This is a genomic window from Cylindrospermopsis sp. CR12 (assembly GCF_001432185.1).
GTDB lineage: Bacteria > Cyanobacteriota > Cyanobacteriia > Cyanobacteriales > Nostocaceae > Raphidiopsis > Raphidiopsis raciborskii.
In genome coordinates this window covers 40023-62362 of the sequence record NZ_LMVE01000107.1, presented here as the reverse complement: position 1 = coordinate 62362, position 22340 = coordinate 40023, and the positions used below count along the sequence as shown (strand labels likewise).

Below are 22340 nucleotides of genomic sequence, written 5' to 3'. Positions count from 1 at the left end.
TGTTTTAACGAAACATAGAAGTTTTATTGTTAAACTTGCCCCCTACCAAACCATTAAATTCTGCTATTCTTGAGAAAGCGGAGTGTAAAATGACTAATGCCCAACGGTACAAAACAAACTACAAAATAAATATGGAACAAGGTTATTCGGGTAAGGCTTACCGTTGGAATCGGGAAAAATACTCCAGTAAACGCCGCTTTGTGGATATCTGGTCTTTTGTCTTGACCTTTATGTTTAAACTTTGGCGGTATAATAAGGCATGGAGTTATCCTGGGGGTGTAACGGAGGCAAAACAAGCAGCTAGACGCTACGCCCAGGCGGTCTGGGTAAGAAATACATTTTTGGATCTAGGACCAACTTTTATTAAGGTTGGCCAGTTGTTTTCCACCCGTGCGGATATATTTCCTAGTGAGTATGTGGATGAGCTGTCTAAGTTACAAGACCGCGTACCAGCTTTTGATTACGAACAGGTGGCCACAATCATTGAACAGGAATTGGGTAAAACAATTACTGAACTGTTTGCCAGTTTTGAACCCATACCTCTTGCTGCTGCTAGTTTAGGTCAAGTTCACAAGGCTGAACTTCACTCGGGGGAAACCGTAGTAGTTAAGGTACAACGACCAGGACTGAAAAAACTCTTTGAAATTGATTTACAAATCCTTAAAGGTATTGCTCACTATTTTCAAAATCATCCTGAGTGGGGAAGAGGAAGAGATTGGATGGGTATTTATGAGGAGTGCTGTCGCATTCTTTGGGAGGAAATTGATTATCTCAATGAGGGACGCAATGCGGATACTTTTAGGCGCAACTTTCGCTCCTACAACTGGGTGAAGGTCCCTAGGGTATATTGGCGCTATACCACTTCTAAAATCATTACTTTGGAATATGTTCCTGGCATTAAAGTGAGTCAGTATGAAGCATTGGAAGCTGCAGGTGTGGATAGAAAGGCGATCGCTCGTTATGGAGCTCAGGCATATTTACACCAGTTATTGAATAATGGCTTTTTCCACGCTGATCCCCACCCTGGTAATTTGGCGGTAAGTCCGGATGGAGCCTTAATTTTCTACGACTTTGGCATGATGGGCACTATTAAGTCCAATGTTCGAGAAGGACTAATGGAAACCTTATTTGGCATTGCTCAAAAAGATGGTGACCGCGTAGTACAATCATTAATTAATTTGGGTGCGATCGCTCCGGTGGAGGATATAGGTCCTGTGCGACGTTCTGTCCAGTATATGTTGGACAATTTTATGGACAAACCCTTTGAAAACCAATCCGTGGCTACCATCAGTGAGGACTTGTATGAAATTGCCTACAATCAGCCATTTCGCTTCCCAGCCACTTTTACCTTTGTCATGCGAGCTTTTTCTACTTTAGAAGGGGTAGGAAAGGGTCTAGACCCGGAATTTAATTTTATGGAAGTTGCCCAGCCTTATGCAATGGAGCTTATGAATAACAATAATGGTGCTAGTCAAGCAAACACTTTTTTAAATGAGTTGAGTCGTCAAGCGGTACAGGTTAGTAGTACCGCATTAGGGTTGCCCCGCCGTTTAGAAGATACCCTAGAGAAGCTGGAACGAGGGGATATTCGGTTGCGAGTGCGTGCCCTAGAAACTGAGCGTCTATTAAGACGACAAAGTAATATTCAAATGGGAATTAGTTATGCGCTAATCATCAGTGCTTTTACTATTTCAGCTACTATCCTATTAGTCAATAGATTTTACTGGTTAGCTGCAATAGCAGGTTTAATAGTTACTGGTATCTCTTTCATTTTCTTGCGTCTAGTCTCCCGTCTTGATCGTTATGATCAGAAGTACTAGTGATTACACATATTTTGATAACACACATTTCAAATATCTCAAATACTTGAAAAAACTATGAAACTTAACTTTACCGGTGCAACCGATACCGGACTTATTCGTTCTCATAATCAAGATGCTTACTATATAGACCCTGATGGACGTTTTTTTATCGTTGCTGATGGTATGGGAGGTCATGCTGGAGGGGAGGAAGCTAGTCGAATTGCCATTCAAGAAATTCAAGCCTATTTAACAAACCAATGGGACTCCCCCGAAAATACCCAGTCTTTATTAAGATTGGCTATATCCCAAGCCAATAATTCCATCTTACAAGACCAACTTTCCCACCCGGAACGTTCCGACATGGGAACCACAGTCGTGGTTGTAGTTTTCCGTTCCCCTGAACCCCCCATCTGTGCCCACCTGGGGGATTCTCGCTTATATCGCTTGACAAACTCTCAACTTTGCCAAATCACTCAAGACCATACCTGGGTCGCTAAAGCCATAGAAACAGGCGAGATTAGTCCCGAAGAAGCTCGCTCCCATCCCTATCGCCACGTCCTCTCACGCTGCTTAGGAAGACCAGATCTCAGCGACCCAGAAATTTACCCCTTTGATGTTAACCCAGGCGATCGCCTGCTTTTATGTAGCGATGGATTAACCGAGGAACTACTGGACGAACAAATTTTTCAGCTGTACCAGAACCCAGATTTAGAGCAAACAGCTTCATCCCTGGTGGAAGCAGCTAAAGCCAATGGCGGTAAGGACAACATCACTGTTATCTTGGTTGCTGCTGAAAAACAAGAATAATCCAGGAAATGTTCAATTCGAGCATTTTTTCCCCAGTTAACCTGCTAGAAATATGTTCAAACCCATCACCCGACGGGTTTGTTTGACCTAAACGTTAGTCCTTTAATATAACTTATACACCCAATCCCCCAACCGACTATCCCGATGGTAGATCGGAAACCCGAAATATATAACACTGGGCAATTTGTCAAATAACTGTTATCTTTCTTAACAAGTGACAGACCAAAACCGAACCAACCGAAAAGCTGGTTCACCGCCCATACCACCATTACTAATTGCTCTTTAGGTTTTAGCCATGAATCAACCAATACAGCTTTCCTTAGAACAGCAATTCAACATTTACTCCTTTGCCAGCCAGGTCAAAGAAATGAGTCACGAACAGGCCCAAGAGTTCCTCGTGAAACTCTACGAGCAGATGGTAGTGAGAGAAGCCACCTATAAGGAACTACTCAAGCACCAGTGGGGATTGGATTTAGGCTCCATGGCGTAGGAGAATTTGTCGAGACCAAGACCTAACTTTAACTTGCACTCAAACCGGTCTCGGCTTTTGACTTTCGCCCTGGGACTGTTTCCTAACCCGTCCCCCACTCTATAAAACTATAATTCCCATTCGTTAACACATTTTGTTCATAAAACTTTACAGACCATGAGTTTCTCCTAGAACAACCTCCCGCTGTGCTCCTGTAGCAACCGGCAAATTTCCAGGAATCCCTAAATGTTTCCAGTAAGCTAACACAGCAAAGGCGATCGCCTCCTTAAAAGCTGAGCTTAATCCCATGACATCTGTGGTGGTAACTGGTATTGAATCCAGCAATACCTCCAGTCGTTTTTTCAGATAGAGATTGCGACCTCCGCCACCACACAATAGGACTTGTTGTGGCATTTGCGGTAAAAACTCACGGTAACTTTGAACAATAGAGGCTGCTGTTAGTTCAGTAACTGTTGCTAACACGTCTGGAATAGATAAATCATAGTGATTACAATCTCGCAAACACTGATAAAAGTAGTCAACACCGAACAGCTCTCTACCAGTGGACTTAGGAGGGCGTAAATAGAAATAGTCTTGACTCAACCACTGTTTAACCAATGGATAACAAGGAGAACCACTAGCTGCCCAGGCCCCATTTTGATCATAAGTTTTTTGACCATTAGTAAAATGAGACACAGCTAAATCTAACAAACTATTTCCTGGACCTGTATCCCAACCCATGATTTTGTCTAGCCAACCATCAGAGCGTGGAGGTAGATAAGTAACATTACCAATACCACCAATATTTTGAATACAGCGAACCTCCTGAAGATGACTCAAGAGAAAAGCATCAACCCTAGGGACTAAGGGTGCTCCATGACCACCGACTGCAATATCAGCCACACGAAAATTACTAACAGTAGTAATACCAGTGAGGCGAGCAATAACAGCACCCCGACCTAGCTGTAAACTATAACCTAGGGGGACGTGATTTTCCTCTCCTGTGGGTCTGTGGTAAACCGTCTGACCATGAGAACCAATGAGAGTAGCGGGGGGGTAACCAACCTGAATATGTTGGGCCGCCTGGGCAAAAACCGTGGCTATTTGATCATCAATAGTAGCCAGCTCCAGCATGGAAATTTGTTCTCCCCCACAGATGGAGAGGATTTTAGTCCGTAGTTGGGGTGGATAGGGGTAAGTTTCCCCCGCCAACAATTCCACCTTCAGGTCTAAGTCTCCACCAGATATTTCCACTAAAGCGGTGTCTATACCATCTACAGAAGTACCACTCATTAAACCAATCACACGAGTTGGGGGGATTATTTCCTTCATTGTTCCCCCTGATTGAGAGACTGAAGGTCAAGGGCATAATTTAGTCGTAAAACATTCACCACTGCTTCGCCAAAAATACCTAAAAATTTGCCATCTGTGTACTTATACATTAAGCTTTCTATTTCATCTTCTTTCATACCACGTGCTTTTGCTACTCTTGGTAACTGCTGTCTTGCTGCTTTCCAAGAAATATGGGGATCTAAACCAGAACCAGAAGTGTAAATTAGGTCTGCAATGGGTTTAAGGTCTTCCTCTTTTAATTGGCTAACCTCCTGACTAATTCTATCAATCAACTGTGGATTAGTAGGAGAAAGATTACTCCCTCCAGATATACCATAGGGAGCAGATTTTTTGCCTTGACTGTACCTAATGGCGCTAGGACGGCTTTGAAAATATTGTTCTGATGTAAAACTTTGACCAATTAAGAAGGAACCCATTGGTTCGGCTTTAATATTGAACAAAATACTACCATTAGCCGTAAAAGGAAAAACCCACTGACCTAAGTTCAATATTCCCAAAGGATAGATAATTGCAGTTAATATCCATATTAATACAAGTACTCGTATCCCGCGAAAAATCTCTTTGATAAATGCCATCATAATTAAGCTAAACCCACAAAGGTAAAAATCAGATCTAGAAGTTTAATAGCAATAAAAGGAGCAATTACTCCTCCCACACCATAAATTAAGATATTCCGTTGCAAGAGCTGATTAGCTGTCAAAGGTCTAAACTTCACCCCCTTTAATGCTAAAGGAATTAAAGCAGGAATAATCAGAGCATTATAGGTCAGGGCTGATAAAACTGCTGAGTTGACACTAGTTAATCTCATAACATTTAAGCTTTGCAGATTAGCAGTAGCAAAAATTACCGGAATAATAGTGAAATACTTGGCAATGTCATTGGCAATAGAAAAGGTAGTTAAAGCACCACGGGTAATTAATAATTGCTTACCAATGGCGATAATATCAATAAGTTTTGTGGGGTCAGAATCCAGATCTACCATATTGGCAGCCTCCTTAGCTGCCTGGGTTCCAGTATTCATAGCTACACCCACATCCGCTTGTGCCAAAGCGGGAGCATCATTAGTACCATCTCCAGTCATAGCTACCAGTTTACCCTGAGCTTGTTCTGAGCGAATGACATGAATTTTATCTTCTGGACTTGCTTCAGCTATGAACTCATCCACTCCTGCTTCTTTAGCAATTACCTCAGCCGTAATATGGTTATCTCCGGTTAACATCACCGTGCGCACCCCCATCCGTCGCAGTTGGTCAAATCGCTCACGAATAGCAGGTTTGACTATATCTTTCAGATAAATAACACCATATACCTTATCGTCCAGACAAACCGCTAAAGGTGTGCCTCCCTGGCGGGATACTTGTTGATATGCAGTCTCCAATTCTGGGGTATGTTGACCATTACGGGAACGAACAAAAGCCTTTATCGCCTCCACAGCACCTTTTCTCGCTTCATGACCACCCGGTAAATTAGTTCCACTCATGCGGGTTTTGGCCGAGAACTCCACTCCCTGAGCTAACCGGCGATCAATATCAAATTTAGCACCCAGTTTTTCCGCCAGTCTAATGATAGATTTACCTTCAGGAGTATCATCAAATATACTGGCGGCTAATGCCACATTGGCAATTTCCGTGATTGAATGTCCACAGATAGGCAAAAAAGACTCTGCTAGGCGGTTTCCTAAAGTGATTGTACCGGTTTTATCTAAAATCAACGTATTAATATCACCACAAGCTTCTACTGCTTGTCCAGAGGTGGCAATAATATTAAACTGGGCGACCCTGTCCATACCCGCAATGCCAATGGCACTGAGTAAACTGCCAATAGTTGTAGGTATGAGTGCTACCAATAGAGAAATAAGTATGGTGATATTAACGGGAGACTTGACATAGTACGCAAATGATGGTAAAGTGACTGTGACAATTAGAAACACTAATGTCAGCACTGACAGCAGAATGGTCAAAGCAATTTCATTGGGCGTTTTGCGCCGTTGGGCCCCCTCCACTAAATCAATCATCCTGTCAATGAATCCTTTACCAGGATCAGCTGTAATGCGGATAATCAACTCATCGGAAATAATCCGTGTACCCCCAGTGACGGAACTGGCCACATCTGAACCGCATTCCTTGAGGACTGGGGCGGATTCACCAGTGATAGCTGATTCATCTACCGAGGCTACACCCATAATTACCTCACCATCAGCGGGGATCATATCACCAGCTGACACATAAACCGTATCACCTTTTTTCAGCTGGGTTGAAGGGGTTTCGGTAATAGTGCCATCAGGGTCAATTTTCTTAGCTGTGGTTTCTTTTCTGCTTCTTCGTAAAGCATTAGCCTGAGCTTTACCTCTTCCCTGCGCCAAAGATTCGGCAAAATTGGCAAAAATAACCGTGGCAAATAAAATTGTGGTCACTAAACCATTGAATAATCGAGGATTGGTTTGATTAACCGTTCCCAATGCAGGCGGATAAATTGTGGCTATTAGGGTGATGATTGTTCCTAACCACACTAAAAACATGATAGGATTTTTGATGGCATATTGCGGGGATAACTTGATTATGGTATCCCCAATTGCTTGAGTGTAAATCGCTAAATCGCTAAATCGCGATTTTTGGCGATTCAAACCTCCACTCTTAGTTCGGGAATGGGAGGATCTTTGCTTGCGTCTAGTTGCAACGGAGTTCATAGGTAGGGAGTTGGGCTTAATGGATTAATCAGTTTCCAGAGACCAGATTTAAGCCCTCCGCCACCGGACCCAAGACTAGAACGGGGAAAAAGGTAAGTAGGGTTAAAATCATGGTTAAACAGGCTGTAATGCTGATAAACATTACCGAATCAGTTCTCAATGTACCACGGGTTTGGGGAACTGTTGATTTGCTAGACATACTGCTGGCTAATAGCAACATGGCTATGATGGGAACGTAACGCCCCAGTAAAATGGTTAAACTACTGCTTAGATTCCACCATAATGTATTATCTTGTAGTCCCTCCAGTCCTGAACCATTATTAGCTGCAGCTGAAGCATATTCATAAACTACTTGGGAAATACCATGAAATCCTGGGTTACTAATTCCTGACAGGGAGTTAGGGTAGGCCAAAGCAATGGCACTGGGAACTAAAATGATAATGGGGTGAATCAATAGGATCGCGCTGGCCAAAAATATTTCCCGCTGTCCAATTTTACGCCCCAAAAATTCCGGTGTCTTTCCCACCATTAGGCCTGTGATAAATACAGTCAGGATTAAATAAATGAATAGGTTAGCCGTACCTGTTCCCTGTCCACCCCAAACCATTTGGAGAAATAGGCTTGATAGGTTACAAAATATCCCCTGGGGCATAAATGAATCCAGCATCCCGTTCGCTGCTCCAGTCATGGTAGTAGATGTGATCACCGCCCATATTGCGGTTTCTCCTACTCCAAATCTCATTTCTTTACCCTCCAAATTGGGTATTTCTATACCTATGATTTGGTTGGCTAAGTAATTTCCCTGCATTTCACCTGTCACTGTCACCCAGATAAAAATCACAAATATTAGGAATACCATCCAAAATAGTAACCAACTTTGTTTCAAATTGTTGGCAAATACCCCGTAGCTATGTATGAGCGATGCTGGTATGATAATCATGGCTATGGTTTCTATTAGATTGGAAACACTGTTCGGGTTTTCAAAGGGATGGGCTGAGTTGGCAGCAAAAAAGCCCCCTCCATTTTGTCCTATCATTTTGATCATCTCAAAGGAAGCAACTGGACCCCTCGGTATATATTGGCTTCTCCCTTCCAATGTCTTGACTACCAATGTTCCCTCTAGCGTTTCTGGCACTCCTAATGCTACCAGGGCGATCGCTCCAATTATGCTTATGGGTAATAAGATTCTGGTGATGGCACGGATAAGATCAATGTAAAAATTACCCAGGCTTCTTCCGGTTAATCCCCTAATAAATGCTATTCCCACTGTTAATCCAGTAGCTGCTGAGGTGAACATTAAAAACCCTAGTGCTGCTGTTTGACTAAAATGGCTCAGTGTTGTTTCTGGTGTGTAGTGTTGCTGATTAGTATTGGTTAGGAAGGATATGGCGGTGTGTAATATTGTGTCCCATCTTGGTGCATTTAGATTGTTGGGGTTCCAAGGCAGCAGTTGCTGAAATGAGATAAGAATATATGCGCTTATTCCCATAATGAGGTTACTGACAAGAACAGATTTAATATACTGTCCCACAGTCATCTGCTGTTTTTTATTGACTCCACAGATCACATATATAATCTTTTCTATGGGATTGAGCAGACTATCTAAGATTGTTGACTGCTCTAGAAAAACACTGGCTATGTACTTACCCAAGATAGGAGTAATTAGTACGACAATTCCCAGAATGATAACGATTTGTAAGATACTTTGCATAACTACGTATTTTTGAACTTATCTTTGACCGTATTTTTGACCGTATTTCTAAATGTGTTTCCATTAATCAATCATTACTGTTTTACTACTTTCTGGATATTTATGGATTTTTTAAGCTGGTATCTTTCTCAATCAACTCCACCAGGGAGGGAATTTTAGATTATATTAAGAGGGTCTACATCAATTGTAAGACTAACACCCGGTGGACACAGTTGAAAAATTTGTCCCCAGTCTGGTATTTGTGGTAGGATATGGGGGGTAAATTTTAATAATATCTGCCAACGATAACGATTAGCCACCCTTAAAATACTAGCTGGAGCTGGTCCTAGTATATCCAGTCCTGGTTGATCAATGAAAGTTGTGGCAATGAGTTGGGCCGTATTCTGTACTTGTATAGGATCTAAACTGGTTAATCTCAATAAGATTAGCCTCCCACAGGGGGGATAACTTAAAGCCTCTCTTTGAGTCAATTCAGCACGGCAAAAGGACTGGTAGTCATGGTTTTGTACCGCAGCAATCACAGCATGTTCTGGTGTGTAAGTCTGAATAATCACCCTCCCTGATTCTTCCCCCCTTCCCGCTCTCCCCGCAACCTGGGTTAAAGTTTGAAAAGCTCGTTCACTTGCTCTGTAATCTGATAAATGTAGTAGTCCATCCGCTGCTACCACCCCTACTAAGGTCACCTGGGGTAAATCTAACCCTTTTGTGAGCATCTGCGTACCTACTAATAGATCCGCTTCACCTTTAGCAAACTGATCTAATAGTTTGCGGTGGGATCCCTTATTGCGAGTAGTGTCGCTATCAAAGCGAATTACTTGCAAATCCGGAAATTGTCGATTTAGTTCCTGCACTATTTTCTGAGTCCCACTACCAAAAAATTTCAGGTAGGGAGACCCACATTCTGGACACAGCTTAGGGTGCGATCGCCCGTAATTGCAATAATGACATTTTAATAGTTCTGGTCCCCCTGCTTCCAGATGATGATAAGCTAAGGAAACATCACAGTTAGGACACTCTAAAACATATCCACAACTGCGACAAGAAACAAATGTACTATGTCCCCGGCGGTGGATAAATAATATTCCCTGTTGTCCTTTACCTTTTAATTCTTGTAATGCTTGTTCTAAGGTTCTACTAAACATAGAGCGATTTCCCTGTTTCAATTCTTGACGCATATCCACAATTTCTATTGGTGGTAGAGGTCTAGAATTGATGCGTTGAGGAAGAGATAGATATTGATGATGAGTTGGAGAAGGGGGTGATGTAACATCCACCCAGGTTTCTAGGGAGGGAGTAGCTGATCCCAAAATCAGGGGGCAATTTTCCAGTTCTGCACGCCACTGGGCTACCGTGCGCGCATGATAGGTAGGAATTCGAGAGTCTTGTTTAAAACTACTATCATGTTCTTCGTCTAAAATAATTATTCCCAATTTAGGTAAGGGAGAGAAAATGGCGCTTCTAGTTCCAATCACAACTTGAGAGCTACCAGTAAACATTTGCCGCCAAGTGTCATAGCGCTCCCCTCGGGAAAGGTTGCTATGGTAGACCTGAACCTTATCCCCAAACCGAGCCCGAAATCTATCCGTTAGTTGGGGTGTCAATCCAATTTCCGGTACTAACACCAGAGCGGATTTTCCCTCCCGCAGCAAAGGGGCGATCGCTTGTAGATATACTTCTGTTTTTCCTGAACCCGTGACTCCATGTAATAAAATTTTATTAAACCCCTTTGCTGCTATAATAGTTTGTAGAGCTTGAGATTGATCCGGGGTTAGGGTTTTAGCTTGGTCCTTACCCATTTTTGGCCCTTGTTCCCTACGTAATCTTTCCCGCTCTTCAATTACCACACAACCTAGTCTTTCCAACAATCTTAATGTGGGCGGCGTGGTCTTACAAACTTCCACACACGCTGTTAACCATAACTCCCCCCCGTGATCTGCCAAGAGGTTTAAAATTTCCCGTTGTCGTTTGGTCAAATTCAATTCTCTTCCAGGATCCACCAAAGTAACTGCTAATTGGGTATGTGGCTTTGATTGTGTGAGTTTAAAGTAACTTTCCACCCAATTTCTATCTAGTAATTGTTTTTTACCCCTGTCAAAACCCCGTACCTGACGCTTGAGATACTGAAAACTGTAGTCCCCATCAGGTTGGGACTGCAATATTTTCAGAATTTCCCGAGCAGCTTGGGAACGTAAAAATTCTTCCCCTCCTGGGGGGATATTTTCCGATTTTAGCCGCAGACGACTTTGCGATCGCTCTAATATTCCTGGTGGTAATGCCACCCGAATTACTTTAATCAAGGGTGTATAGTAATACGTAGCAATACGACCGAGTAATTCCCAATAAGTCCGAGGGAAAAATTCTTTGCTAACTACATCTTTTACCTCCCTAACTTTTTCTAGTGGTATTCCTGGTGGTAGTTGAGATAGTAAGCGAATTGCTATTGCTCCCAATTGTTGTGTTCCCCAGGGGACAGTTAAAATATCTCCTGGGTTAATGTTTAAGTTTTCTGGTATTTGATAGATCAATAAATCTTGATAATCTGTTTCTTCCTTAATTAATTCTTCTGCTTCCCCTCCTTCATTTAATATATCTTGTTCTAAGATTGTATCTGTCACTATCTGGTTTTCCTCTAGTGTATGAGGGGATAATTTATTTTGCGGATTTTTGTTTCTAGCAGGTTGTGAAATTTTTGGCAGATCTACCAACACCTCAATCCATGGGTAAGGGTTTGTTGTGGTTTTGTATGTTTCCTTAGGTTCGGCCGCCACAAGAGAAAATAAAGTTAATGCCCGAGATTCCTGAATATACATAATTTTCGGCTTTTTCAATGGATATGGAGTTGGATCATCTTAGGGTAAAACCCCTGGGACTACCTATATGCCACCTTCTAGTTTACTACGGGTAAACAGTATTTGGCAATACTTTTTTCACTCATAATACTTGATAATCTCGATGATATACGGTTGAATCACCGAATTAATTTCTACCTTAGACTCCATATCATGTTTAATAAAAATTGAATCCTCACTACATAAAAATGAGTATATTAAATATTAAATCTTCAATTTTGTTGTTTTTGATCTACTTTTTATTTACTTTTTGTTTACTTTTGGTTTATCTTTTATTTACCCAATAAGTAATATGGTTTTTCCACCTCTTGATAGATATGCAGGTTTTTTTTATGTGACATGCTTTGGTCAATGAATATTGTCCGGATTGGAAGTCATGATTTCTGTAATTTGGATTATTTAGTAGACTTAAATTGACTGCATGTAAATCCTAAAAAACCACACTAAACTGATGAAAACAGATGAAACTACATGAAAATTCAACCTATAAGTATTGCAGATGGCATTGCTATTTCTGTTAACATTGATTATGTCCCGGGACATTTTGCGCAGAATAAAGAAGATTAGGGATATGAGTAATTTATGAGTAATTCTTTAGCGTAACCATGGTTGCCCAAGTGTCTAAACAATACAAGTCGAAACTATAGCAATCTCATATTAGCTTATCCCTTGTTACCGAATAAAAATAAGGGGAATAGGGAGCAAGAACATAAAAGTTTCGTCAATCATTGAGAGTTGCTATGGATATAAATAGGAAACAAATAAGAGTTCAGGAGCAAAAATGAGCAATTAGGAGTGAGAATTATTATTAAATGCCTAAATGAATGATCGGATCAGAATTATTAGCTGCAAGCAGGGAAAGTAGCTGACCACGGTCAGCTGAATACTGACAGAAAACTAACTATTATCAAATGAGCAACCGTCAACTAATTATGTACCAAACAAAGCAACTATCCCGAAAGGAACCCATGAATCTTTCTGAATTGGGAAGAATGGAAATACTGGATAACGCTGTGGAACAGGAAGAACCATCACTGGATAATCTGGATAATTTAGAAGCGGTAGTATTTGAAGACTCCTCAATTTTGGAGAGTTTGGAATCAGATGAACGAGATGGGGATGAAATGGGTGCAGCTCGTCCCTCGGGATATAATAAGACAGAACATGATGATGCTGTGGGAGCCTTTTTTAAGGAAATGGCCCGTTACCCCCTACTCAAACCCGATGAGGAAGTGGAGTTAGCACGTCGAGTAAGATTCTTAGAAGAAGTTAAGGATTTACAAGCTGCTTTAGAAGAGCAACTAGGTCACAGTGTTAGTAAAAGTGAAGTAGCAAGCAAGTTTGATCTGAATGAAAAACAATTAGAAAGCCGACTGTATCAGGGAAGAGTGGCAAAGCGGAAAATGATTCGCTCTAATCTGAGATTGGTAGTATCTATTGCTAAACGATATTTAAATCGGGGAGTGCCCTTTCTAGACTTAATTCAAGAAGGAGCAATGGGGCTAAATCGTGCCACAGAGAAGTTTGATCCCGATAAGGGATATAAATTCTCCACTTATGCTTATTGGTGGATTAGGCAAGCCATTACACGGGCAATAGCTAATGATGCAAGAACTATTAGGCTACCAATTCACATTGTAGAAAAACTCAACAAGCTGAAAAAAGCTCAAAGAGAACTGAAACAGAAATTTGCGCGTAACCCAACAGAAGTAGAAATGGCGGAATTTTTGGAAATGACTGTTCAACAACTTCGTCAGTTACAACAATTGCGTCGTCAAGCACTTTCTTTAAACCATCGCGTGGGTAAGGAGGAAGATACGGAATTAATGGACTTATTAGAAGATGAGGACAACCAATCTCCAGAAGCTAAAATGAATGAAAACATGATGCGTCAGGAGATATGGGAAGTTTTAGGTGATGTACTTACCCCTAGGGAAAAGGACGTAATTTCCCTGCGTTATGGATTAACAACCAGTGAACCTTGCACCCTAGAAGAAGTAGGAAATATGTTTAATCTTTCTCGCGAGCGGGTGCGTCAAATTCAAAGTAAAGCCATGCGAAAATTGCGTCGTCCTCACATTGCTAAACGTTTAAAAGGTTGGCTAATTTGATTTTAAATTCTTCCTCCCCCGGTTTTTATCACCGGGGATTTAATATTTAATATTTAACATAGATTCCTTAAAGAAAAACAAAAAATATATTTTGTCAAATATTCAGTTCAACATTTACAGTTTATATTCAACTCATCAAACAGAATATTAAAAGATGAACTATGGTAGAGAGACTACAAAATGAAAAAGATTATTGCCGTATTGATGTTATCCATTGCCATCTTGACCCTTGCTTTCGGTAGTCCTGCTATAGCAGCAGATACAGCAGCTGGAGCAGCGGTATTTCAAGCTAATTGTGCCCAGTGTCATGCTGGTGGTAAAAACCTAGCTAATGCTGCTAAAACCTTGAGCAAAGCAGATCTAGAAGAGTACAATTTGTATTCCCAAGATGCTATTATTGCTCAAGTTACAAACGGTAAAAACAGTATGCCTAAGTTCAAAGGTAAATTAAGCGCTGAACAAATTGCCGATGTAGCAGCTTATGTTATGGAGCAAGCTGAAGCTGGTTGGTAAAAATCACAAACTCAACAAATAATTAGTTAATCCACCCTAGCCAAAAACTAGGGGGTTTCTGTTTGTCAAAAATAGCCTAAGTATTTGCTTTCAAAATACTGAGGACAAAAAGATTAATAATACAAGCAGAACCAACTCCGAACATCAGGGAGCGAAGAATGGGTATATTCAGTATGTAGAAAACTGAAAAGAGAACCCGTGCTGTCACATAGGCGATCGCAGCGTATAGTGCTAATTGAGAATCTACTCCCGTCACATAGGCCATCAGAGCTGCAGGAGCATAAATCATGAAGGATTCAAAACAATTCTGATGGGCCCAGGTAGCTCTCCGTGCATATTGTGGTAACTTATCAAACATAGAACGGGGAGCGGACAAGTCATAACCCACTTTCACCCTAGCATAAGCTACTAGTAGATACGGAAGATAAATCGTGACCGCAGCGAATGGGATGGAATAGAGCAAGGTGGAAGGGACAGGAAGATTTAGCATTTAGCTAGGGTAGGATAGAATAATTAATTACATAATATACATAATAGCATTACTTGATTTAGTCTAAAACTACCAAATTCTTGAGTCATTCCCCGCTGCTTGCGAGCTTGTTGAAGAAGTTTCCCCAACTACAAAGTGCATTCTTCCTCCTCTAGTATCATAGGTCTATAAACTGGATATATATGGATAGTTAGTGATGAATAATTCCTTGCCCTTGTCTGCTTTATTCTGTTTGTAGTTATTCATTCCGTATTGCAACTCCCACTCATAAATATGAGCAAAAGAAAAATTGTGTCGCACCTGTTCGCAATTATCGTAGGTAATTAACCATTTATGTGGGCATTCTTTCATCAGGTTAGCAAAGCGAGAATGGTCAAAACACGTATGCAAATCCCCTTTTTTACCATAAAGCCTAGATTTAGTATTGGTGAAATAAGGTGGATCTAGAAATATAAATACATCGTCTCCTGGTTCAGTCAGTAGGATACTGTAGTCATAATTGGTCACGTGGGTATTAGTAAAACAACTATCCAGTGCTGCTAACCGCTCAATAGAAGAGTCTGTAAAGCGACTGTTGAAAGAAGCATTGCTATAACCTCCGCTTTCAATTGTCCCCGAAAAGGTAATTCGGTTAAGAACGAAAAATCGGACAGCTCGCTCCAGTGGACTCATTTTACTTGTAGGAGCTAGGGAGAGAGATTTAAACAGGGCATGTCCATCTGTTGTCTGTTTTTTTACTTTCCACACGGACTCGACTAACTGTGGTAGATTAGTTTTGACCATGGCCCAGAAGTAATATAGTTCGGGGTTGAGGTCATTGATCCAACAGGGTATATGACGGTGATTTTGCAAGACATAAAAGAATATGGAACCTCCCCCAACAAAGGGTTCGCGGAACTCTTTAAATTTAGGAGGTAGGTAGTGAGCAATTTGAGAAATTGCCTTTTGTTTACCACCAGGATAACGTAATGGGCTCTTAAGCATAATGGATTATATTTGAATGCAAGAGATTATTTTATTAGATGTAGTATGTAATCGCATATAAACTTTTTGTATTCGTTCCAGCGTTTAAGGTTAAAGATCTACCCTAGGATAGATGCGGAGGTAACTTCTGATATATTAAAGTGCTTTTGTTTACACTTCATGCAATGATTCTGCCTAAGGCTATAAATTCCTCCCACTAAGTAGAGAGGCACAATTATTTGTAGGATGGGTTAGGGGTAGCATAACCCATGGGGGTGTTGGGTTTCATGCATCACCATTAAAAAAAGGAAATGTTATTGTGAAATATAACGTACCACAAAATCAGCGATCGCTCACTAAAAAAATCTACCTAAGCTACCGTGTTTAGATATGGTCGTAAATGCGATCGCATAAAAATTGGTCGTTAGAGTCGTTAGAGGGCTTATTTTTGTGATTAGCGTCTTGACAACAAATAAAGACTTATACCAAGTCCAAGTATATTAGGCGAGAAGATGGCAAATACTGGGACATACCTTTGAATAATTAAAGCGTTAATTATAGCTTCAAAGACCTTTATTGCTCCAATAATTAGCAACGTAAGGCTAAAGCTACTATATTTGATTTTCGGTCGCATATTGATTCCTATTGACGACCCAAGTAGGGTGAAAATGACGCAAGATATAGGTAAGTTGAAACGATTAAATAAGGTAATTTTTAGGTTTATTATTTTGTTCATGTCTCCTAGTTTATTGGAAACTATCAATCTCTGGTAGATCTGGAGAATATTCATTTCTTTATCATCCAATTTTTCTCTATCTAGTTGAAACTGCTGACATATATGGGAGTAAATCAAAACTACTTAAGTTACTGAGCCAACGTTTATCTGCCTATGGCGATCGCATCAGCAAAGGAGAAAACGTACGGATTATTGTATTAGTGGATCAAGACAATGATGATTGTAAGAAATTAAAAAATCAATATGAACCCAGATCAAAATTACTCTCCAAGTTTTAACTGCTTTAAAGCTGGAATAGAAGCCTTCCTATCTCAATAAACTTTACATTCTGCGTCTTCTGTTTTGATATCTTCTCCTTTCTCACCAAATATTTTTATATTCTTTATCCGTGGACAATTCTCATAGAAATAAATCCGATCGCACAACACAATCTCCCCAAAGTTAGATACTGAAATTATGGCAGATTGATTTTTTTCCCCCTTGGGATAATAGGTATTATTTCATCAGAAAGATGGAAAATATTAAGTGCTGAGCAAAACTTAGGTTAGATTCAATAAACCTAACGAGGGCAAATTCCAATGGTGGCGGTTTTAGATGACACTAAAAAGAATTCCATGGCGGTAAAACTGGGTGATATGAAATTACTCCAACAGTTATTACTGGATAACGAGGAAAGATTTTTGCTGGAATGTACCGACGGCGAAATAGCAGGAATTATTCGCAGAATGCTAGATGATGACCGGAAAAACCTAGCCCTTCTTAATACTGTGGTTGACCAATTTGGTCTGGAAAAAAATGCTGAACCCACGGTGCTGCAAATGGTTGAAAAGGTTCGTCAACTAATGGCAAGTGAAGAACTCAGTTTCTTTGATAAGGTCTTTCAACATGAACTGTTAAAGCATCAACAGGTGATGAACGGAATGACAATTCATAAAGCCGCTCAGAAGGTTGGCGCTGATATCATGGTAGCAATTAGACCTTTAAGTGCCATTAATTCTGAAAATCGTACGCACCAAGAACAGTTGAAGGGAATTTTAGAAATCCTTGGTGTCCGAGAACTAACAGGACAAGACGCAGACCAGGGTATCTGGTCTCGGGTTCAAGATGCAATCGCTGCAATTACTGGTGCGGTTGGTGGTGCCCCCGGTCATGAAAGGGAAAAAGCTACTATCCAAGATGCTATCCGCCAAGATCACAATCAGTTGAATATGTTGTTTACAGACTTAATGCAAAGCAATGACTCCCAAAAAATTCAGGAATGTTTTGCAAAAATTAATCAGCTTCTCACTGTTCATATAGCCGCTGAAGAGGAAGTGGTTTATCCACGAGTCCGTGGGTTTTATGGGGAAGAAAATACTCAACAACTATACGACCAACACGCTCTTTGGATTCCCTGGTGGGAAGAACTGAGATTGATTAGTCCTAGCACACCAGAATTTAAAAATAGACTTAGAGAAATTTGGGACCATGTTACCAATCATATTCGCCAAGAAGAAAATACAATGCTTGTGGCTATTGACAATAATATGAGTAGTAAAGAAACTGAACAGTTAGCTGCAAGATTTGATTCGGTTAAGAGTCAACTTGAGAAAAGAAATACAGGTGCTTATTATAGCCTTAGACAAAACGTTTAAAACAGGGTTGATGGGCTGCTAGGCGTTCTGTCTACCTGGCTATAAGGCATAAAAAAACTAACAAATTAACCGTCCATCCACAACAGATGGACGGTTTAATGTTGCTTATTCAGCTCATCAGACAAAAATGCGGATCAGGTTTTGATTACAATGAAGAACCAAGTCCGGCGTAGGCTCCGTAAAAGAAAATACCTACAACAGTAATTACACCTAAACCAGCGATTGTGGCAACAACCCACAGGGGAATTCTCCCGCCTCCAGACATGGTTTTCTCCTCCCTTAACAAATCAACAAAAAATTAGCAGTCATCTTTCCAGCTCGTTAACAGTTAGTTAAAGAAGTAACTGGAAAATAGAATCCCTAGAACGAAAATTAATAACAGTCCTAGGTATAAAGAAGTACGGTTTAGTTCAACAGGTTGTTGATTAGGATTAGGCGTTCTTTCCATGATTTACTCCTAGCGTTGAATAAACTGCATTGCTGCGATCGCACCCAAGAAGAAGACAGTTGGCACACCGAGGGTGTGAACTGCTAGCCATCTCACCGTAAAAATTGGATAAGTAACAGGTTGATTGACGTTATTGCTGGTAGCCATGTTCTTAAATTACTTTGCGATAAATGTTTCTACTTGTTTCTTAGCTTCATAACGGTTGCTAACAATTGGTACTTCTTGACGCAGTTGAGTAAAATACTCATTAGGACGAGGCGTACCAAATATATCATAAGCTAGACCTGTGCTGACAAACAACCACCCAGCGACAAATAAAGCGGGTATGGTGATGCTATGAATTACCCAGTAACGAATACTGGTTACAATGTCCGAAAATGGACGTTCTCCAGTGGTACCTGACATTTAGACTACTACCTTTGCAAAAACTACTATTGATTCTATCAAAAAAAGGTCATAGTCCCCATTATATTTAAAAGGGAGGTGCTATAAAAGCACCTTAGTGATTAAGCCTAAGTTTGGCTTGATGTTTTTATATCACTAACTATGAGCTAATCTTTACTTAGCTTTACTAGCTTGCTCCATAGCTGCTTGAGATGCAGCAGTGCTACCCATACGAATTTCGGAAGTAAAGGAAGCCATACTAAAACCCCCAAAACGTTTAAGTACTCCCACACGCATCCGTAAATTAGGACTAGCAAACCATAGTCGTTCTTCTGAGGACATGGTTTCATACTCTGTGATCAGAGTTAATGCACCATCGTTACCCATCTTATAGGTTCCAGCTACTGGCATTTTTTCTGCATAACCCATTTCCCTCAATAGTTTACCTTCACCTGGTTTAAGTAAGTCGGGTACAGTGACTAAAACTGTAGAACCTTCATGTTTTGGTTGAGTCGATGGAGGGTATTATCCTTCGCACCTCTCGTTTAAATCTGGGCGTGCGATTTTCACCGCACCCAGCTTCCGATGTTCTTAGCTATAGCTTTTGCCTGGAGTGTTAGAAAGGGTAGAGTTTTGACCAGAGTTCACTCGTGGAAACGCCTTATTTATCAGTTGCTGACTGATTTGTCGGTTTTGTTTTGTTTCCCGATTAAACACCTTGAAAGCTCTGTATTTTATATGGTAGAGGGAAAATTTCGCCCCATCCATGTTGCAATGGCGATGGTAATTTCTCCACTCCCCTACGATCAAGCTCAATTTCTGTGCCTTGATAGTAGCTCCATAATTCGAGTTGTTGACTATGTGTTTCACTTTCTGGCGAAAAGCTTGGAAGTCTTTTAGTCCGGGGACACATCTTAACTTTCCGTTTTTTTGCACTTGAAAATGCCAAGTGAGAAAATCAAACCCATCTGTCGCTGCAATTAGTTCAGTTTCTTCCGTAGCTAGTTCTATTCCATCTTTTGCCAGGGAGTGACGAATAGTGTCAAGTATTGTTTCTGGGTGATCCTGAGGTTGGAGGATAATCATTATTTCCCTCCCATACCAAACTAGTTTTCCTATATTTTCTATTTCCTTGAGGAAAATATTAGCCAGTAAGGAGGTTATCAGTTCCGATTTCTCCACAGAAACACATTGTGACCTAATCCCCCGTTTGATTTCTACAGGAGCTATTAGTCTTTTACAAATCGCTCTTGGGTTGATTTTTTCTAGAGATTTCCCCAAATCAATTTTGATTACTCTTGTTTGATGACCAGGAATTTCCGATAAATATGCTTGTAACATTCTTTGTGCATCCTGGGGGGAAAATCCCCGTTTCCATCCATAACCGTGGAGGTGGAAATTACCTTCATGGGCTGGATCTAAGGTGTATTTAATTACCCACTGCCATACCCGCTGTCTAGTGGTGGAAGATAAAACCTCTGTAAGAGAATTTGCTTGTAATACTTGACGAATAGCCAGTAATTGTGCTGACGTAGATTTTAAGATTAGCTTTTGAAGAGACTTAGCCTTGCGCAGGTCTCCAACTCGAACGGCTTTGTACACTCGTTTTTGCAAGCGGAAGAGATTGCGGCGAAATTGTCGCCAGGGTAACCTCTGCCAAGATTCACTAACATTTCTGTTGTGTCTAATCATACTTTAACTCCAACTTGTGTATTCTGAACACCTCCGACCAATTACGGTCAGTCCTACCCGAAGTGAGGGAATTTTGCTTCTCGTCAAGCCTACTTGGGTTTTGACCTTCCCTAGACCCTCAATTCGTTTTTATTCGTTCCCCCGGTTAGATTGTTAGTTTCCTTAGGTGTAGTCAATTCAACTACTGGTTTCCCAAGACTCTTACCGCTAATCCAAGAAAATGCGGCGGGAAATATATCCAGTCCAGTCGGGTTTTAATGTTGTGTCCCGCTTATGGGTAAGTTGCTTTTTTAGACTCTATTTCACCGTAGAAACACCCCATTAGCACCAGTGTCATCCCACAACGGATGTCTGATTGCACCCTGTTCCCAGCTTCACCCTCCAGTTACCGAGTCTGGTCAGTGTGGGCAGATCGGGAGTCACACCTGAGTCTGGCGGATGGGACTTTCACCCATATCCAACTGAGAGTTCAACCTTCATCTACTTGTTTATTACTAGTTGAGGTTGGTGAGGTTATTACGGATTAGTTACCGATGTTGACCCACAACGAATCGCACTCTTGGTCCCATTCCATGGTTCCTTTCCAGGTGACTCTTGCTCCACAGGAAGCTGCATCGGGAAGAATGGAATACTGTTCACACAGTTTAATTACTTCTGGATGGTCTACTGTGAGCATGTCAATTACGATGTCTGATTTACCATCTTCTGACTGTTTAAAGGCTAAATGGTGGCTAGTACGGTGGGAAAACCACTTTCCAGCACTTAATTCGAAAAACTCTTCCACATTCATCAATCTAATTGTCCTAAAGGAAAATAGCTACTAAAGAAAATATACTCAAAAATACGGTTGCTTGACTGGATTTATCTCAAAATGAAGTATGTCACCATGAGTTGGCCCAAATTTCAAACTCCACTTCACAAACAAAGGAAGGATAGCAGTGGTCAGCACAAATCAACTTGATCCATTTTTCCACAAGTCCCTTAGACCTCGGTCTGGACTTTCTTCAGAGATATGGTCGCAGCTTGAGAAACATGGGGATGACTATCCTTTTCCAAGTATTTTAGAGCTGAAATACTTTTGTCCGTGGGTAGGTTGCCTAGGGCTTCTGCTAGTCGCTGTCTGACTAACCAATCTTCTGACTGTACAAATCGCAAAATATGATCTACTGACTCAATTGATTTAATTTCTCCTAAAGCTGAAATCGCTGCTTGCTGAATTACTATCTCCTCACTATCCAAAGCTTGAATTAAAATATTATATGCACGCTTATCTTTGATATTACCTAAGGCTACTGCTGCACTAAACCTAACTAACCATTCTGTATCTTCGTAGAAAGCTCTTGATAAAGGTTCTACTGCTCTATTATCTCCTAAATATCCTAGAGCCCCAGCTGCATCCGCACGAATCCCATAGTCGGGATCAGCTTCTAGAATTCTCACTAGAATAGAATAACATTCTGAAGTTGATTTAATTCCCAATGCAAACACTGCCATAGAGCGTAGCTGTATGGATTCGTCATTAAGAACTTTTTTGATTAGGGGAACTGCATCCTCCGCAGGAACATTCCGTAATTGTGTTAGAGCTATCATGCGATCGCGCAAGTTCGGACTTGCTAACTGGGTGGAGATTTCCTCTAAGCTGGGAATATTCATCATTACATCACTTTTCCATTAATATCTATTCTAGTCTGA

Annotated in this window: 20 protein-coding genes and 2 pseudogenes; 6 read left to right on the top strand and 16 right to left on the bottom strand. The window is 40.9% G+C overall.

Annotated features, from left to right (window positions below; all coding sequences use genetic code 11):
* Window positions 1-131 precede the first annotated feature (131 nt).
* The 3 genes from ASL19_RS12835 (at window position 132) to ASL19_RS12820 (ending at window position 3099) form a co-directional block, all read left to right on the top strand.
* On the top strand, window positions 132-1820 hold the full coding sequence (locus tag ASL19_RS12835) for an AarF/ABC1/UbiB kinase family protein (RefSeq protein ID WP_057178664.1): 1689 nt from the start codon (window positions 132-134) through the stop codon (window positions 1818-1820).
* Window positions 1821-1877: 57 nt separating this feature from the next.
* Window positions 1878-2609 (top strand): Stp1/IreP family PP2C-type Ser/Thr phosphatase, encoded by a 732-nt coding sequence (locus ASL19_RS12830; protein ID WP_057178644.1) that lies wholly within the window; start codon window positions 1878-1880, stop codon window positions 2607-2609.
* 295 nt (window positions 2610-2904) lie between these two features.
* A complete protein-coding gene (locus tag ASL19_RS12820; protein WP_006277332.1) occupies window positions 2905-3099 on the top strand; it encodes an NblA/ycf18 family protein in 195 nt (64 codons plus the stop codon).
* A 147-nt stretch (window positions 3100-3246) separates the two neighbouring features.
* On the opposite strand, the gene ASL19_RS12815 is transcribed toward ASL19_RS12820, so the two are convergent.
* The 5 genes from ASL19_RS12815 to priA all read right to left on the bottom strand — a co-directional run bounded on the left by ASL19_RS12815 (window position 3247) and on the right by priA (window position 11638).
* A complete protein-coding gene (locus ASL19_RS12815; RefSeq protein ID WP_006277331.1) occupies window positions 3247-4410 on the bottom strand; it encodes an anhydro-N-acetylmuramic acid kinase in 1164 nt (387 codons plus the stop codon).
* A complete protein-coding gene (gene kdpC, locus ASL19_RS12810; protein WP_040009064.1) occupies window positions 4407-5006 on the bottom strand; it encodes a K(+)-transporting ATPase subunit C in 600 nt (199 codons plus the stop codon). The genes ASL19_RS12815 and kdpC overlap by 4 nt, the downstream gene beginning before the upstream one ends.
* A 5-nt stretch (window positions 5007-5011) precedes the next feature.
* Entirely contained in the window at window positions 5012-7117 is a 2106-nt protein-coding gene (kdpB, locus tag ASL19_RS12805; protein WP_057178642.1) for a potassium-transporting ATPase subunit KdpB, read from the bottom strand.
* A gap of 28 nt (window positions 7118-7145) precedes the next feature.
* Window positions 7146-8828, bottom strand: a complete 1683-nt coding sequence (kdpA, locus tag ASL19_RS12800; RefSeq protein ID WP_057178641.1) for a potassium-transporting ATPase subunit KdpA — start codon at window positions 8826-8828, stop codon at window positions 7146-7148.
* A gap of 155 nt (window positions 8829-8983) precedes the next feature.
* Window positions 8984-11638: a primosomal protein N' gene (gene priA, locus ASL19_RS12795; protein ID WP_057178640.1), complete on the bottom strand. Its 2655-nt coding sequence runs from the start codon at window positions 11636-11638 to the stop codon at window positions 8984-8986.
* A gap of 971 nt (window positions 11639-12609) precedes the next feature.
* Between priA and ASL19_RS12790 the strand changes: the two genes are divergently transcribed.
* Window positions 12610-13788: an RpoD/SigA family RNA polymerase sigma factor gene (locus ASL19_RS12790; RefSeq protein ID WP_040009061.1), complete on the top strand. Its 1179-nt coding sequence runs from the start codon at window positions 12610-12612 to the stop codon at window positions 13786-13788.
* Between the two features lie 180 nt (window positions 13789-13968).
* Window positions 13969-14301 (top strand): cytochrome c6 PetJ, encoded by a 333-nt coding sequence (gene petJ / locus ASL19_RS12785; protein ID WP_006277323.1) that lies wholly within the window; start codon window positions 13969-13971, stop codon window positions 14299-14301.
* 76 nt (window positions 14302-14377) lie between these two features.
* Here the strand turns inward: petJ and ASL19_RS12780 are convergent, their stop codons facing one another.
* The 3 genes from ASL19_RS12780 to ASL19_RS18945 form a co-directional block, all read right to left on the bottom strand.
* The gene (locus ASL19_RS12780) at window positions 14378-14791 is read right to left on the bottom strand and encodes an MAPEG family protein (RefSeq protein WP_040009035.1); all 414 of its coding nucleotides are present in this window, start codon (window positions 14789-14791) and stop codon (window positions 14378-14380) included.
* A 165-nt stretch (window positions 14792-14956) separates the two neighbouring features.
* Window positions 14957-15775: a DNA adenine methylase gene (locus ASL19_RS12775; protein WP_057178639.1), complete on the bottom strand. Its 819-nt coding sequence runs from the start codon at window positions 15773-15775 to the stop codon at window positions 14957-14959.
* 433 nt (window positions 15776-16208) lie between these two features.
* A complete protein-coding gene (locus ASL19_RS18945) occupies window positions 16209-16607 on the bottom strand; it encodes an LptF/LptG family permease (protein WP_072149138.1) in 399 nt (132 codons plus the stop codon).
* 461 nt (window positions 16608-17068) lie between these two features.
* Here ASL19_RS18945 and ASL19_RS12770 point away from each other — a divergent pair, with 461 nt between their 5' ends.
* Window positions 17069-18124 carry a hemerythrin domain-containing protein gene (locus ASL19_RS12770; RefSeq protein ID WP_057178638.1) on the top strand — a complete coding sequence of 352 codons (1056 nt, stop codon included), beginning with the start codon at window positions 17069-17071 and terminating at the stop codon, window positions 18122-18124.
* 145 nt (window positions 18125-18269) lie between these two features.
* Here the strand turns inward: ASL19_RS12770 and ASL19_RS12765 are convergent, their stop codons facing one another.
* The 8 genes and pseudogenes from ASL19_RS12765 to ASL19_RS12735 form a co-directional block, all read right to left on the bottom strand.
* The gene (locus tag ASL19_RS12765) at window positions 18270-18389 is read right to left on the bottom strand and encodes a photosystem II reaction center protein J (protein ID WP_006277319.1); all 120 of its coding nucleotides are present in this window, start codon (window positions 18387-18389) and stop codon (window positions 18270-18272) included.
* 63 nt (window positions 18390-18452) lie between these two features.
* Window positions 18453-18572 (bottom strand): photosystem II reaction center protein L, encoded by a 120-nt coding sequence (locus ASL19_RS16895; protein WP_197704893.1) that lies wholly within the window; start codon window positions 18570-18572, stop codon window positions 18453-18455.
* Window positions 18573-18581: 9 nt separating this feature from the next.
* A complete protein-coding gene (gene psbF, locus ASL19_RS16890) occupies window positions 18582-18719 on the bottom strand; it encodes a cytochrome b559 subunit beta (protein ID WP_071985093.1) in 138 nt (45 codons plus the stop codon).
* Window positions 18720-18728: 9 nt separating this feature from the next.
* Entirely contained in the window at window positions 18729-18977 is a 249-nt protein-coding gene (gene psbE, locus ASL19_RS12760; protein ID WP_006277317.1) for a cytochrome b559 subunit alpha, read from the bottom strand.
* A gap of 153 nt (window positions 18978-19130) precedes the next feature.
* A pseudogene (locus tag ASL19_RS12755) lies at window positions 19131-19466 on the bottom strand (phycobiliprotein lyase); the annotation flags it as partial.
* Window positions 19467-19547: 81 nt separating this feature from the next.
* Complete coding sequence (locus ASL19_RS12750) at window positions 19548-20648, bottom strand: reverse transcriptase N-terminal domain-containing protein (protein WP_057178637.1); 1101 nt, start codon at window positions 20646-20648, stop codon at window positions 19548-19550.
* Window positions 20649-21204: 556 nt separating this feature from the next.
* Window positions 21205-21438, bottom strand: a pseudogene (locus ASL19_RS12740) (phycobiliprotein lyase); the annotation flags it as partial.
* A 191-nt stretch (window positions 21439-21629) separates the two neighbouring features.
* Window positions 21630-22301 carry a HEAT repeat domain-containing protein gene (locus ASL19_RS12735; RefSeq protein ID WP_057178636.1) on the bottom strand — a complete coding sequence of 224 codons (672 nt, stop codon included), beginning with the start codon at window positions 22299-22301 and terminating at the stop codon, window positions 21630-21632.
* Window positions 22302-22340: the final 39 nt, after the last annotated feature.